Raw genomic sequence first — 14,978 nt, forward strand, 5'->3', positions numbered from 1 at the left:
GAGTAGGGGAGTAGGGGGGTGGCTTGCCTGCTTCGCTAAAGGATTACAGGAGTTTTTCGAGCTGCTGGCGGATTCGGTCCATTTCATCCTGGGCAGACTGGGCAGCGTTCTCGGGTGGGGCGTCTGGGTTCCAGTCCATTTGCTCGACGGTGGCTTCTGGGGGCAGCATCAGCATGTCGCCGGTGATGGTGACGGCTTCGTAGCCGGCGCCTTCGCAGAATTCTTCAATTTCCTCTGGGTCAAAGGCTTCGACTGCGGTTGGGGGAAAGTCCTGAGCCTCTAGCAGCCCGGCGAAGCGAAGGGCGTCGTCTTCTGCTTCAAACATCAGCACCACGTTTTGCTGCTCGACCCGGAGCGTATGGATGCCTTCATTTTCGGTGCGGGCGTTGAACAAGATTACGTAGACCTGCATATGATTGCCTTACCCCCGGCGAGCCATGTTGGTTCTCATCTTAATACCTGGGTTCGCCGATCCAGTCGTCCAGCAAGGCGGTGAATGAAAAAACCTGGGAGAATTAGCAATTGCTGAGATAATGGAGACGTTTTTGGCGGTTGGGCTGAGTATGGCTACGTTTTTGCTGGAAGTCGGCACCGAAGAACTCCCCGCGAGCTTTGTCAGCGAGGCTTTATCGCAGTGGCAGGCGCGGATTCCCAGCGACCTGTCTGACCAGTTTTTGCCCCCCGAATCGCTGGAGTTTTACGGCACGCCTAGACGGCTGGCGGTTTTGCTGGGTGGGCTGCCCGACCGACAGCCCGACCGCGAAGAGGACGTCAAAGGCCCCCCGGCTCAAGCGGCGTTTAAGCAGGGTCAGCCGACCCAGGCGGCGATCGGATTTGCGCGATCGCGCGGAGCCACGGTCGAAGACCTGGAGGTGCGCCAGACGGAAAAAGGCGAATTTGTGTTTGTCCAGCAAAAAACGGCTGGGCGGCCCACGGGCGAAATTCTGGCGGCGCTAATCCCAACCTGGATTTTGGAGCTAGAGGGCAAGCGGTTTATGCGCTGGGGCGACGGTGAGCTGAAGTTTCCCCGACCGATTCGCTGGCTGGTGGCGCTGCTCGACGATCGGGTGCTGCCGATTACGTTAGAAAACGGATCTGAGCGGACCCTGAGCGATCGCGTTTCCCAGGGCCATCGTGTCCTCCATCCCGAGGCAGTGACGATTGCCAGCGCGGCAGACTACGTCGGGGCGCTGGAGGCGGCCTTTGTCGATGTCGATCCGGCCCGGCGGCGGGAAAAAATTCAGCGACAGGTGGCTGAAGCGGCGGCCTCTGTACAGGGCGACGTGGTCATTTCTCCGGTGCTGTTAGCAGAAGTGACCAACCTGGTGGAATGGCCGACGGCGGTCGTGGGTAGCTTTGACTCGGAATTTCTGGAACTGCCGGCGGAAGTAGCCGTGATGGAAATGGAAAGCCATCAGCGCTATTTTCCGGTGCGGCCCAGCGCCGACGCGGCGGAGCTGCTGCCCTATTTCATCACGATTTCTAACGGTGACCCGGCCAGGGCCGAGGTAATTGCTGAGGGCAACGGTCGGGTGATTCGGGCGCGGCTGTCGGACGGCAAGTTTTTCTTTGACGCCGATCGTACCCAGCCGCTGGAAGCCTATGTCCCCAAGCTGGAAACCGTGACCTTTGAAGAGCGGCTGGGCTCGGTACGCGATAAGGTCGGGCGGATTCAGCAGATTGCAGGCGCGATCGCGACTCAGCTCGGCCTCAATGCCGACCAGCAAGCCTGGGTGCAGCGGGCGGCGCTGCTCTGTAAAGCCGACCTGGTCACCCTGATGGTTGGGGAATTTCCAGAACTCCAGGGGGCGATCGGGCAGAAGTATGCGCTCCACAGCGGCGAGCCCCAGCCGGTGGCCGATGCGATTTTTGAGCACTATTTACCTCGGGGGGCCGACGATGTTCTGCCCAAGTCCTTGACCGGGCAGGTAGTTGGGATTGCGGACCGGCTGGATACGCTGGTGAGTATCTTCAGCATTGGTCTGCTGCCGACCGGCTCCTCCGACCCCTTTGCTCTGCGCCGGGCGGCGAATGCAATCGTCAATATTATCTGGGCTGCCAGCCTGCCGCTGAACCTTCAGCTGCTGCTGGGTCAGATTATTCAGGAATTCGCCGCCAGTCGGCCCGACGTAAATGCGACAGAACTGGAGCAGCAGCTAACCGAATTCTTTCTACAGCGTCTGCGCAGCCTGCTCCAGGAGGAACGCCAGATCGACTATGACCTGGTAAATGCGGTGCTGGGGGAGGCCGATGTGGAGTATCAGGCCAGGGCGCTGAACGATTTGCTGGATTTACGCGATCGCGCCGACTTTCTCCAGGCCATTCGCGACGATGGTAGGCTAGATCACATTTATGAAACGGTAAACCGCGCCTCTCGCCTGGCTGCCCAGGGCCAGCTCGATACGGATGCACTCGACCCCCAGGCTCAGATTGATCCGTCTCTCTTTCAGCAGTCCTCCGAACAGGCTTTCTATGAAAACCTGCAAACTCTGCTGAGCCAAACCGCAGCGGCTCGGGCTGAGCGGGACTACGACCAGCTGCTGTCCGGGCTAACGCAGGCGGCTCCAGCCGTCAGCGATTTTTTTGATGGCCCGAACAGCGTACTGGTGATGGATGACAATCCGGAGATTCGCCAAAATCGACTGAATCTTTTGGGGCTGTTAAGAAATCATGCCCGCATCCTGGCGGATTTTGGCGCGATTGTAAAAAGTTAGAGTCTATGAAAAAAGCCCACGTCATCGGCATTGGCCTGTCTGGTGCTGCCGCCGCCCGTCTGCTCCACCGTCAGGGCTGGCGGGTGACGCTGAGCGATCGCGGCGACGGCCCGGCACAGCGCGATCGGCAAGCAGCCCTATCCCAGGTTGGCATCGCCGTTCAGCTCGGCCATGATTTTGTCCCTACCCTGGAAATGGATTTGATCGTGGTTAGCCCGGGCGTCCCCTGGGATGCGCCTGCCCTGGTCACGGCCCGCCAGCAGGGGATCGAGACCATCGGCGAAATGGAACTAGCCTGGCGCAGTCTGTCTGAGCGGCCTTGGCTGGGCATTACCGGTACCAACGGCAAAACGACTACCACGGCGCTGCTGGCTGCGATCTTTGCCGCCGCCGGTCTGAATGCGCCAGCCTGCGGCAACATTGGCCATGCCGCCTGCGCCGTTGCTCTGGCCGAAACGCCGCCAGACTGGGTGATTGCCGAGCTGAGCAGCTATCAGATCGAAGCGACCTCAACCCTGCATCCGACCATCGGTATCTGGACGACTTTCACCCCGGACCATCTCAACCGCCATAAGACGGTGGAAAACTACTATCGAATCAAGGCTTCGCTGCTGGCTCGTTCCGAGATAGCGGTGTTCAACGGCGACGATCCCTGCCTGCGCCAGCACGCGGCTGAGTATGGCCCTCAGAGTCACTGGACGAGCGTAGGAGGCCAAAAAGCGATCGAGCCGCTAACCCCCTCGACCTATATTGAAGACGGCTGGGTGATCTATCGGGGAGATCGCATCGTTTCGACGCAGTCCTTACGGATGGTGGGAGACCACAATCAGCAAAACCTGCTGATGGCCGTGACGGCGGCCTGCCTAGCGGATATTCCGAAAGCGGCGATCGTCGAGGGCGTGACCACCTTCCCAGGTGTGGTGCATCGGCTGGAGCATATCTGCACCTGGCGCGGCATCGACTTTATCAATGACAGCAAAGCCACCAACTACGACGCGGCCGAAGTGGGGCTGCGCTCAGTTCACAGCCCCACTATTTTGATTGCCGGTGGCGACCCCAAGGCTGGCGACGATACCGCCTGGATTCAGCAAATCCATCAGAAGGCCGCCGCCGTGCTGCTGATTGGCAAAGCCGCTCCCCAGTTTGCCGAACGTCTGCATCAGTCGGGCTATCCCCACACTGAAATCGTTGAAACCTTAGAAAACGCCGTCAGCAGAAGTGCTGACCTCGCCCCTACCCAAGCCGCTAAAGTCGTCTTACTATCTCCTGCCTGCGCCAGCTACGATCAGTACCCCAACTTCGAAGCCCGAGGCGATCATTTTCGCCGTCTGTGTCAGCTGTATCTTCAAGCGTAGACCTGTCAAACCGCCGATAGCATGACCGCATACTCCAGGCGATCGCTCATTTTGTTAACGCTGAATTTACCCTGGACAATAGCCGTTATCAATCCCTCTAACGAGATTTTAGGAACGTTTCCCATGGCCGACTTATCCGCTGAAAACTCGCCCAAGCTGACCTACTGGCACGTCTGGACCGATGATGCCGGGGTTAGCCATCAAACTCAGTGCGAGCTCACCGCATTCGCAAAGGAAAGCATGGGAGGCGATGCCGACCCACAGTGGAATAATCGGCTCCTAACCGCCGAGACTCAGGTCGTATTCGCTCAGCTACCCGTGGGCTGGGTTGGCAAATGGCACGAAAATCCGCAGCCGCAGTGGATTGTGCCGCTGTCGGGCCGCTGGTTTGTGGAGACGATGGACGGGATGCGGGTAGAGATGGGACCCGGCGACATCTCCTTTGGCGGTGACCAGAAGACTCAGCCCAATGCCGACGGCCATCAGGGGCATCTGTCCGGCACCGTTGGGAATTCCCCAGCCATGCTGATGATTGTGCAGCTGCCGGGCGATCGCTGGCTAGCGGCGCGGCCCGGCGACTTTGCCTAAGCGCGGTCTAGGGGCAGAGGGGATAGCAAAAATTTACCACCAAAGTAAACTGAGCAGTTTAGAATAGCAGGGCACTGCACCGTCGTTGCCTGATGGCTATCTTCAATCGCAAGTCAGGAAGGCCGCTTCGCTCGTCCTGGCATTGGGCCTGGCTGAGCTTATGTAGCGGCATAATTGGGGTTGGCCTTCAACTTTTCGGGACAGCGGTACCGGGGCTTGCAGCCGAGCGCGTGATTCTCAACTATGGACTGGTAGAGCGCTCGGTTGCGGTAGATGACCTAGAAACCTACGCCCGCGAGGGTCGGCTGAGCGAAACTTTGGAAAGCTATGCTCGCTACTTTACGCCGACGCAGCTAGAGCGGTTTCGGGTCGGGCTGACAGCCAGTACTGACCTCGATGTCGTGGCTATCTCTCAGTTTCTCTATACACCACAGGGGGAGGCCCTGCTGCGTGAGCTGGGGGAAATTATCCAGTCAGGCGGCAGGCAGAATGGATTTTTAGCGATTCGCGGCTCGGTAATTTTAGCGGCAGCCGATCCCAATCAGGGGCTGACGCTGCTGAACGTGCTGAAGAAGTTTCCGACGCCGGTGATTCGGATTGACCTGCGCCAAGCCTCTAACCTGACTGGAGATTTTATTGGGGCACTCAATCAGACAGAGGCAACAGCAGCTTTGATTCAGAACCTCTCGGCTCAAGCAGCGGCTGAGCAGAGCCTGCCAAACCCATCGACGGAGCTAGCATCACCTGGGTCCTTTCTTTGGGACGTTATACCGCTTGAAGGCGTCGCTCTGCCAACGAACCTGTATCTACCCCAGCGTAATCGGCTGAACGCCTCGGCTCGTCCGGTAGTTGTCCTCTCCCACGGTCTGGGCGGCAGCCAACGTACCTTGGCCTATCTAGCGGAACATCTGGCCTCCTATGGATTTGCTGTTTTAGTGGTAGAGCATCCTGGCAGCAGCGAGGAGCAGCTTTCGGCGCTGCTGTCGGGCCAGGCTAGTCGGGTGACGCCGCCCGACGAGCTGACCCGCCGCCCGCTGGCGATTCAGGAACTGCTAAACGACTTGACCCATCTGACTCGCCTAGACGCCCGCCTGCGGGGCCGCCTTGACCTGCGCCGCATTGGCGTCATGGGTCAGTCGTTTGGAGCCTACACGACGCTGGCGCTGGCCGGGGCCGAAATTAACTTAGAAAGGCTTGAAGCAGCCTGCCCGCCCGAGTTTGATGAACTTAATCTGTCGCTGCTGCTTCAGTGTCTGGCCCTGGAGCTGCCCCAGCCGCTGCCCCAGCTAGGCGATCCTCGCATTCGCGCCGCGATCGCGGTTAACCCCTTGGACAGCGCTATTTTCGGCCAAGCTAGCCTAGCTGAAATTGATATTCCGATGATGCTAGTTAGCGGCAGCGCCGATACGGTCACCCCGGCTCTAGCCGAGCAAATTCGCCCCTTCACCTGGCTGACGACGCCGGAGAAGTACCTCCTCCAGTTCCGTGGCGGCACCCATTTTTCGATCATTTCTGGGGCTGAGACCGAGGGCGCTGTGCCTGTCCCAGACGCGGTGATTGGTCCCAGTCCAGAGACGGCAGAACGCTACATTAGGGCCATGAGCGTCGCTTTCTTCGCCACCCATCTGACTGAAGACCCAGCCTACCGCCCCTACCTCAGCGCCGCCTATGCCAGCCAGCTAAGCCAATCCGAACTACCCCTCAGCCTGATTCAGTCCCTAAGCCCCGAGCAGCTGCCCTAATAGCGGTTGAAGTTTTGCATAAATGGGCAACCTAGCCCGTGTAGGGTCAGTGCAAAACGAATCCAATGCCAGAAGCTCCACGCTCCATTCAGCATTTGCTCATCGTGGAAGACGAACAGGGCAAGCGCACCATCAACCTGGAAGCCGCAACCTACTCTCTGGGCCGCGATCCCAGCAATACCATCGTCCTGCATTCACAGCAGGTTTCCCGGCAGCACGCGATTTTGCTGCGGACCACGATGCCCGAAACAGAGCGCTACCTGTTCCGCATCGTCGATGGCAACTTTCAGGGAAAAAAGAGCACCAACGGGCTGTTTGTTAACGGTGAACGAAGCTTTTCCCACGACCTTGAGCATGGAGATGACCTGCTATTCGGCGGCGTCATTCGTGCTCGTTACTATACGGCCGACAGTCCGGAGAGCCTTAAATTCCTGGCTCTGGGGCAGATAGACGAAGAACTGGCTCAATCGGCAGGTCCCAGCCCCTTTGACACCATACTGGTGCCTAAGGAAGAGATTAAAGCCGCGAATGAAGCCGCCCTGGTTCGGCTCGCGTCTTTCCCAGAACTCTTCTCCCATCCGATTGTCGAGCTAACGGTCACCGGCGGGATCAGCTACCTCAACCCCGCCGCCGTGGCCCAATTTCCCAATATTCGCAGCCTGGGCATCGAGCATCCGCTGATTGCCGGTGTTTTGGCCAGTGTCAGGGCGTCTGATCAGAAATACTTTGTACGTGAAGTTAAGATTGAGCAAAGGTATTTCGAACAGTCGATTCATTATTTTGCCGAAAGCGAGTTGGTGAGGAGCTATGCCCTCGACATTACCGAACGTAAGCTCGCAGAAGAAGCGCTACGGCAAAGCCAGGAAAGTTTTCAGCACGCTTTTAACAATGCGCCCATCGGTATGGCTCTGCTGTCTACAACCGGTGTCTGGCTCAAAGTCAATCCGGCTCTCTACAGCATTATTGGCTACTCGGAAGCGGAACTGCTCTCGACTAACTTTCAAACCATCACTCATCCCAACGATCTGGAGAATAGCCTGAAGCTAACGAATCAGGTACTGGCCGGGGAAATCAGCACCTATCAGCTCGAAAAACGCTATCTGCATAAGCAAGGCCACACGGTATGGGTGCAGATGAGCGCCTCGCTCGTCCGTGATGGCGACCAGAACCCGCTGTACTTTATTGTGCAGTTTCAAGAAATTACCCTGCGTAAACAGGCTGCGATCGCGCTCAAGCAGGCCCATGACGATCTGGAGCGTCGGGTCGCCGAGCGCACGGCTGAATTTCAGCGGGCAAACCGCCTGCTCCAGGCTGAGATTGAGACTCGACAGCAGGCCGAAGAGGAAGCCTACTTTTTACAAAATTTGACTCAAGCCATTAGTGAAGCGGTTGACTTTGATACTGCACTGGAAGTGGCCCTCAGTAAAATTTGTGAGGTGACTCGGTGGGAATTGGGCGAAGCATGGCTGCCTAACCACGACAGCTCGCTGCTCCGCTACGGCCTGACCTGGCACGCGGATAGCGACAGGCTGGCCTATTTTGAAGGAATCTCTCAGCAGTTTACCTTTGGCCCCAACCTGGGATTGCCGGGCCGTGCCTGGGTTTCGAAGCGGCCAGAATGGTTATCCAACGTACTCGACCAGCCCGGGGATGTGTTTCTGCGCGGCCAGGCTTTTGCCGATTCCGGGCTCAAGACAGAGCTGAGCTTTCCCATCGTCGATGGCAGCCAGGTGATTGCCATCCTGGTTTTCTTTATGTCTGAGCGCTGTGATGAAAATCAGCATATGTTTAATTTTGTCTCAACCGTAGCGACTCACCTCAGCACGCTGATGGCGCGCAAGCGGGCTGAGGTTGCCCTGCGCTCCAGCGTAGCGACGAACCGTGCCTTGTTCAACACCATTCCCGACTGGATATTTCGGATTAATGCCGACAATGTCTTTGTAAATTACAAGGCGGCAAAAAACGTGCCCCTTCCCCTGCTAAACGAGCCGTTTTTAGGCAAGAGCCTATTTGAAGTCTATCCTGACGAAGTAGCAGAATCGCTACAGCATTGCATCCATCAGGCCCTCTCGACCAAAGAGGTGCAGGTCATTGAATATCAGCTGTCCAAAGCAGGCGACCTGGTCTACTACGAAGCTCGGATTGTAATTAGCGCCGAAAACGAGGTGATGGCAATTATCCGAGACATTACGGAGCGGAAACAGGCAGAGGCTGAGATTCAAAAGGCGCTGGAGCGAGAGAAAGAGCTCAATGAGCTGAAGTCTAACTTTGTTTCGATGACGTCCCACGAGTTTAGAACGCCGCTAGCAACTATCCTCTCTTCTTCTGAGCTGCTGGAGCACTACAGCCATAAATGGACTGTGGAGAAGCAGCTGTCTCACTTAGTGCGCATTCAGGATGCTGTCAAGCATATGACTGAGCTGTTGAACGACGTGCTGTTGATTGGCAAGGCCGAGGCGGGTCGGCTGGAGTTTGACCCGGCTCCCCTGGCGCTGACAGAGTTTTGCCAGACCATCGTAGAAGAAATACAAATTACGACGAGTAAACATATCGTTAATCTGCAGGTACATGGCGAGGAGCAGTCGGCTCAGCTCGATCCCAAACTGCTACGGCAGATCTTAAACAATCTGCTTTCAAATGCAGTGAAATATTCCCCCGATGGGGGCACCGTTCACTTCGACCTAACATATGAAACCGGACTAGAAAACGCTGAAGTCGTTTTCCGAGTAAGAGACAACGGCATTGGCATTCCTAAATCAGATCAGGCAAAAATGTTCACTTCCTTTAATCGAGCGAGCAATGTGGGTACTATTTCAGGAACAGGTTTAGGCTTAGCCATTGTGAAAAAATCCGTGGATTTACACGGAGGTGATATTCGCTTGAAGAGCGATATTGGAAAGGGCACGACGTTTATCGTTCGGCTGCCACTGAATCTACGGCTAATCAATTACGGGTTCAATCTACTCAATATCCAAGGGGAGACCACTAATGAGCAAAATTTTGATTATCGAAGATGAGACGGCGGTCAGAGAGAATCTGCTAGACCTGCTGGAAGCCGAAGACTATGACGTGGTCTCTGCCGAAAACGGCTATTTAGGCACCAAGTGGGCGATGGAGCATATCCCCGACCTGATTATTTGCGATGTCACGATGCCCGAGGTCAATGGCCATGAGGTGCTGGAGTCGCTGCGCCAGAACCCTGAGACCGCGACGATTCCCTTTATCTTTCTGACAGCGATGGCAGATAAAACCGATATTCGCAAGGGAATGGCCTTAGGCGCTGATGACTATTTAACGAAACCCTTCCAGCGAGAGGAGCTGCTGGGCGCGATCGCGACTCGGCTGGCGCGTCAACAGGTCACCGAGCAGCAGTCGGATCAAAGCAGCCGCCAAATTGACGAATTGAAAGCGCAGGTGTCTAAGCTACAGCAGTCAATTGACGAAAAGGACAGCCTGATCTCCCAGTTTCAGCAGCAGCTCAACAGCGCCATTCCCAAAATCAACGTAGCCCTGCACCTGCTGAAGAATCGCAATGCTGACCCGGAGCAATACAGCTATAGCGTTGATTTGCTTCAAAAAGCCTACGCCGAAGAGTTCAGCCTGCTCAGTCAGGTCGAAGACCTGGGAGAGCTGCTGGCCGACGATGACGTTGAGCTGCTACGTCAGCTAGAGCTGGTTTAGCGCCGATCGAGTCGATGGCAATTCTCCGCGATTAGGCGGGTACTCTAGGCCTATCGCTAACCGAGTCAGGGTATGAATACCGAATCCCTTTTAGAGCAGGCCAGGCTGGGCTGCCCAGCCGCGATCGCGACCCTCATCAATCGCACTCTCAGCAAAAGGGGTGCCCGGGCTCGGGCCAAGGTCCGGTCTGGGCAGTTTGAGATATTGCTAGAGGCCCCTTCTACACCCAAGCAGCAGCCCACGGTCGAGTGGCTGGTCAAGGGCCTGTCAAATCTCTCGGTTTCCGGCTTTGAAACGGTCACCATCTACGGCAGAGCCCAGGGGCAGACCCAGCCTGACTGGCAGCAGACCGTTCCGCTCGTTTCGTTCACCGCCCCAATACCGCCGAACGAAACGCCGCCGGATGAAACACCGCCGAACGAGACAGAGACACCAGCGGTAGACCCTGCCCCTGATTTGACCCAATACTGCTTTGTCCGCAACCTGTCGCTGCTCACCATCGAGCTGCTGGCGCCGACCTCAGAAATTGCCCAGCTGGTGAACGACTTTCATGCCCTCAGTCCAGCAGAAAAACTGAGTGTTTTGCCTGGCCTCGATCTGGCCTTTCGGTCGCCGGAAAAAGTCACGACCGACGGCCTCAGCCCTAATCCCCAAGTTTGGTTACAGCAGCTCCTCGAAATTGAGCCGTCCAGCGCCCGCAAGGCTTCGATCTGGCTGAGCCGCTACTGCCATAATCCAGAGGCGACGGTCGAGCAAGTGAGCCGCGTCCTGACCAAGGCCTAACCCCAAAGGAACTCAGGAAAAGTCTAAAATTCCACATTGTCGGGCGTGCGGGGAAAGGGAATCACGTCGCGGATGTTAGTCATGCCGGTGATGAACTGCACCAGCCGCTCAAAGCCCAGGCCAAAGCCCGCATGGGGAACGGTACCGTAGCGGCGCAGGTCCAGGTACCACCAATAGTCTTCCTTAGGCAGTCCAGCGGCCTCGATCCGAGCTTCTAGCACATCCAGCCGCTCTTCGCGCTGGGAGCCGCCGATAATTTCGCCCACCTTGGGCGCGAGCACATCCATAGCGGCGACGGTTTTGCGGTCGTCAGGCTCGCCATCATTCTGGCGCATGTAGAAGGCCTTGATTTCAGCGGGATAGTCGGTGACGATTACCGGCTTTTTGAAATAATCTTCGGCCAGGTAGCGCTCGTGCTCAGACTGGAGGTCTAGCCCCCAGGAGACGGGGAAATCAAAGGAGCGGTCGGCTTTTTCCAGCAGCGCGATCGCGTCGGTATAGCTCAGCCGCTCAAACTCGCTGTCGATAATATTGGTTGCTGTCGCCAGCACGGACGAGTCGATTCGCTGGTTGAAGAACACTATATCGTCGGCGCACTGCTCCATCACCTGGCCAAAGACAAACTTAAGGAAGGCTTCGGCCAGGTCCATATTGCCCTCCAGGTTACAAAACGCCATCTCCGGCTCAACCATCCAAAACTCAGCTAGGTGGCGCGAAGTATTGGAGTTCTCTGCCCGGAAAGTGGGACCAAAGGTATAGACATTCGTAAAGGCCAGCGCCATGATTTCGGCTTCGAGCTGGCCGCTGACGGTGAGGTAGGCAGGCTTGCCAAAAAAGTCCTGGCCGTAGTCCACTTTACCCGCCGGATCCAGCGGTAGCTGGTCTAAGCCAAAGCGGGTCACAGTAAACATTTCCCCCGCCCCTTCCGCATCGCTAGCGGTGAGGATGGGGGTGTGTATCCAGAGAAAATCTCGGGACTGGAAAAACTGATGAATCGCCATGGCGCAGGCGTGACGGACGCGCATTACAGCTCCGAGGGTATTGGTGCGCGCGCGCAGGTGGCCGATTGTGCGAAGAAATTCAAACGAATGGCGCTTCTTTTGCAGTGGATAGGTTTCGGCATCAGACTCACCCACCACCTGAAAATCGCTGGCCTTCAGCTCAACCCGCTGACCTTTTCCCGGCGACTCGACCAGCGTTCCCGAAACCTCAACCGAGGCGCCTGTGCTCAACCGCTTAATTTTAGCCTCGTAGTCTGGCAGGGTGCCATCGACAACCACCTGCAGCCCGGCCATCGACGAGCCGTCATTCACCTCAACAAAGGAGAACCTCTTAGCCTGGCGCTGCGTCCTCACCCAGCCCTGAATCGTCACCGGGTCGTCGGGCTGACCAGCTTGAAGAATATGCTTAATCCGAGAATGGGCCATGGTAGAGCGTGCTTGCGGTACTCGAACTATTATGGCGCTGAAGCCGCCGCGCGCCTAGCCGACCCAGCCGCGCATAAACCAGCCAATGATTAGCCCCAGCCCCAAAAACCGCAGCACCTGCCAGAAATCTCGCCAGGTCAGCAGCTGACTTTCCAAAGCCGTCTCTAGGTCAGACAGGCGCTGCTGCATCTGCTGGAGATCGTCTTCCGGTAGATGAAAACCTGCCTCTGGCGGCAGCTGCGGTGAGTTTTGGCTGAGCCGCTCGTATTGAATTTTGGCCCGGCGGACGCTGAAGAAGCGATCGCGCAGGGCCAGAAATTCCTCAGCCGTTTCCCGCAGCGAGGCCTCAAACGCTTGCAGCGCTTCATCGGTAGGCAGTTGAGGGCGACGCGACTGGCGAAATCTCATAGCAGCAGTTGTTAGAGTAAGGGTAGCGTGCCCTCTACTGTAAAGGTAGATTCGTAACCAAGGAATACCCATGCCTGAAATGCCAGCTTCTTCGATCACGCCTCCGGTTCCAGAGCGCCCCGACCGAGCCGACATCCGCTCCTTTAGTAGCTTAGAACTGGCCCAGGCGCTCACCGAACGGTTAGCCATTCCTGCCAACGACTGGCATCGCCTCAGCGCCAACCGCCGAGTTCGGGCGCTAGAGCAGATCGCCGCTGCCCTGGTCTACCTGCTCAAAGACCAGCCAGAAGAATCGTTAACTCGACTGACCCAGGCCACTGGCTGGCTGGACAAAAGCCTTAAAGCCCCACCCTGCCCTACCCACGGCAAATCTACTCGCGCCTAATTTCGCGCCTCAGACCTGCGCAGCAGCGACAGCAGCGACCAACGTTCCACCTGCTTACAGAGGTGGACTTCTTTCCCCTCTGCATGCCAGAGCACCTGGTCAAAGATCTGATAGAGAATATACAGCCCTCGGCCACAGTCATCGATGGGATCGCTGCTGTGAAGATCGGGGTAGCGGCATTCAGCTGGATAGGAAAACCCGCTGCCCTGATCGACGATTACCCACCAGTAATAGCTGCCAGACCTAGCGTAGCGAACGGACACCGTCTTACTTGGATCGAGCTGATTGCCGTGCTTGGCCGCATTGACCAGGGCCTCTTGCAGCCCCAACCGCAGATCGGCGTGCAGGGCCGGCGGCGTATGCTCTAAGAGCGCATCCAGAATGGGACACAGATATAGCGTAGACGCAAAGCTCAGGCTCTCCCAGCTCTGGTTGGCAGGACTTGTAATACTAACCACTTAGCTGCTCCTCACACCGCTCCGGCAATAGATGCCGCTGAGTTCAATTAGCCAGCAAGACCATGGGCAAATCAATGTATTATTAAATACATTTAAACCGTTTTTGGTTATTTTTTTTGATATGCACATATTGTATCAGATCTCTATCATCAGTTCCCACCCAAAGATTTTTTGGCCTGTTAGCAGAATAGGCGTAATCAGTATTTGGAACTATTAGCAGAAGCCAGATCAATCTGAATAGACCTAAGTCAATCAAATCTCACCTGAAGCGGATAGACTAGTTCGCTTGTTCAGGCAATCTCCCTCACTCAGGGTAAAAGCAGGCTAAAAGTAGCTAAAATCCTCACAACCCTGGCACGTCTAATCACGTCGCCAGTCGGTGCTAAAAACGGTGTTTTGACCAGCGATCTCGGTGCCCGTAAAATCTCATTTGCTGACTTGATAGGTTCGATAAAAACCCGAGAGAAAGCGAGGTCGCGCTTGATTGATCCCAAAAATCGGCTGTTGCAAAACTAATCTTGATAAGAATTCAGTTCACAAAACACAACGTTTATGAGGAAACCTAGAGCGGCAATCCAAAGTAACCCCAAAAATCAGTATTACTACTGTTGTAGCGGACAAACGGGCGCTGATTTCGTAACATTCCAACCGCCAGCTCCGTATTCTCACTTAGCTGACAGTTGGCCTCATTTTCGTTCAACCGATGCGCGTTCTCATCTAACCGGCACCGAGACGCCTACAGCGCGTTTTTAGCCGCTTCTGCAACGATCTCTGACTCATCTTGAGCGAGCTTTTGCAGCGCGGCTTTGACCTCGGCCTCGGCCAGATATTGCCCCAGGGCCTGGGCCAGGCGATGACGAACCTGCCAGTCCGGATCGGCGACATAGGGGAGCAATAGCGGCACGGCTCTGGCATCGCCTAGTTCGCCCAAAGCACCAATCGCGGCCACAGAAATCAGGCCGTTGTCTGAGCTGAGAGCCATTTCTAGCAGGTCAAAGGCACGGGTGTCACCCATCTCGCCTAGGCAGGCCACGATGCTCATCTGCACCAGCCACTCGCCCGAGCTTTGGTAGACCTGGCGTAGATCGTCCAGGGCACTGGTGAGCTTGAGGGCTCCTAGGCCGTCGGCTGCCGCTGCCTGCACATCGGCTTCGGGATCTTCGAGTAGCGCCCGGCGCAAAATTTTCAGGGCGGTTTCCGGCTCTTGCTGTCCCAGCGTCGCCACCTGGCTGATAGCGGCATAGCGGACGCGGGTATTGGGATCATGCGTTAGAGGTTGAATCAGCTCAAAGGCCACGGCGGGATCCAGTTGGCGGAGCTGGTTGATGGCTTTGATGCGATCGCCAAAATCCTCCGCATGAAGTCGGGATCGAATCTGCTCAGGACTATCCATACTCTCGATAATTGTTCTAGGACGTTGATTAATTTAAGACTAGT

13 protein-coding genes are annotated in these 14,978 nt (G+C 56.4%); 8 read left to right on the forward strand and 5 right to left on the reverse strand.

Going from position 1 to position 14,978, the window contains the following annotated elements:
* Positions 1-43 precede the first annotated feature (43 nt).
* The gene (locus IQ241_RS19005) at positions 44-412 is read right to left on the reverse strand and encodes a DUF3110 domain-containing protein (RefSeq protein ID WP_193910243.1); all 369 of its coding nucleotides are present in this window, start codon (positions 410-412) and stop codon (positions 44-46) included.
* Positions 413-563: 151 nt separating this feature from the next.
* Between IQ241_RS19005 and glyS the strand changes: the two genes are divergently transcribed.
* From glyS to IQ241_RS19040, 7 genes are all read left to right on the forward strand, one after another.
* Positions 564-2,714 (forward strand): glycine--tRNA ligase subunit beta, encoded by a 2,151-nt coding sequence (glyS, locus tag IQ241_RS19010; RefSeq protein WP_193910292.1) that lies wholly within the window; start codon positions 564-566, stop codon positions 2,712-2,714.
* 5 nt (positions 2,715-2,719) lie between these two features.
* The gene (gene murD, locus IQ241_RS19015) at positions 2,720-4,069 is read left to right on the forward strand and encodes a UDP-N-acetylmuramoyl-L-alanine--D-glutamate ligase (protein WP_193910245.1); all 1,350 of its coding nucleotides are present in this window, start codon (positions 2,720-2,722) and stop codon (positions 4,067-4,069) included.
* Positions 4,070-4,192: 123 nt separating this feature from the next.
* Entirely contained in the window at positions 4,193-4,657 is a 465-nt protein-coding gene (locus IQ241_RS19020) for a cupin domain-containing protein (RefSeq protein WP_193910295.1), read from the forward strand.
* Between the two features lie 230 nt (positions 4,658-4,887).
* Positions 4,888-6,399 (forward strand): alpha/beta hydrolase, encoded by a 1,512-nt coding sequence (locus tag IQ241_RS19025; protein WP_193910247.1) that lies wholly within the window; start codon positions 4,888-4,890, stop codon positions 6,397-6,399.
* Between the two features lie 65 nt (positions 6,400-6,464).
* A complete protein-coding gene (locus IQ241_RS19030) occupies positions 6,465-9,416 on the forward strand; it encodes a PAS domain S-box protein (RefSeq protein WP_193910249.1) in 2,952 nt (983 codons plus the stop codon).
* A complete protein-coding gene (locus tag IQ241_RS19035; protein WP_193910252.1) occupies positions 9,388-10,080 on the forward strand; it encodes a response regulator in 693 nt (230 codons plus the stop codon). Before IQ241_RS19030 ends, IQ241_RS19035 begins: the two co-directional genes overlap by 29 nt.
* A 72-nt stretch (positions 10,081-10,152) precedes the next feature.
* Positions 10,153-10,863: a hypothetical protein gene (locus tag IQ241_RS19040; RefSeq protein WP_193910254.1), complete on the forward strand. Its 711-nt coding sequence runs from the start codon at positions 10,153-10,155 to the stop codon at positions 10,861-10,863.
* Positions 10,864-10,886: 23 nt separating this feature from the next.
* Here IQ241_RS19040 and asnS read toward each other — a convergent pair whose 3' ends face one another.
* Positions 10,887-12,290 carry an asparagine--tRNA ligase gene (gene asnS / locus IQ241_RS19045; protein WP_193910256.1) on the reverse strand — a complete coding sequence of 468 codons (1,404 nt, stop codon included), beginning with the start codon at positions 12,288-12,290 and terminating at the stop codon, positions 10,887-10,889.
* Positions 12,291-12,344: 54 nt separating this feature from the next.
* The gene (locus tag IQ241_RS19050) at positions 12,345-12,698 is read right to left on the reverse strand and encodes a hypothetical protein (protein ID WP_193910258.1); all 354 of its coding nucleotides are present in this window, start codon (positions 12,696-12,698) and stop codon (positions 12,345-12,347) included.
* 79 nt (positions 12,699-12,777) lie between these two features.
* Here IQ241_RS19050 and IQ241_RS19055 point away from each other — a divergent pair, with 79 nt between their 5' ends.
* The gene (locus tag IQ241_RS19055; RefSeq protein WP_390622471.1) at positions 12,778-13,083 is read left to right on the forward strand and encodes a DUF6439 family protein; all 306 of its coding nucleotides are present in this window, start codon (positions 12,778-12,780) and stop codon (positions 13,081-13,083) included.
* Here IQ241_RS19055 and IQ241_RS19060 read toward each other — a convergent pair.
* Both IQ241_RS19060 and nblB read right to left on the reverse strand, forming a co-directional pair.
* Entirely contained in the window at positions 13,080-13,541 is a 462-nt protein-coding gene (locus tag IQ241_RS19060; protein WP_193910260.1) for an ATP-binding protein, read from the reverse strand. The two genes, IQ241_RS19055 and IQ241_RS19060, sit on opposite strands and share 4 nt — an antisense overlap.
* A gap of 736 nt (positions 13,542-14,277) precedes the next feature.
* Entirely contained in the window at positions 14,278-14,934 is a 657-nt protein-coding gene (gene nblB, locus IQ241_RS19065; RefSeq protein WP_193910262.1) for a phycobilisome degradation protein NblB, read from the reverse strand.
* Between the last annotated feature and the right edge of the window lie 44 nt (positions 14,935-14,978).

This window comes from Vasconcelosia minhoensis LEGE 07310 (assembly GCF_015207255.1).
Lineage (GTDB): Bacteria > Cyanobacteriota > Cyanobacteriia > Phormidesmidales > Phormidesmidaceae > Vasconcelosia > Vasconcelosia minhoensis.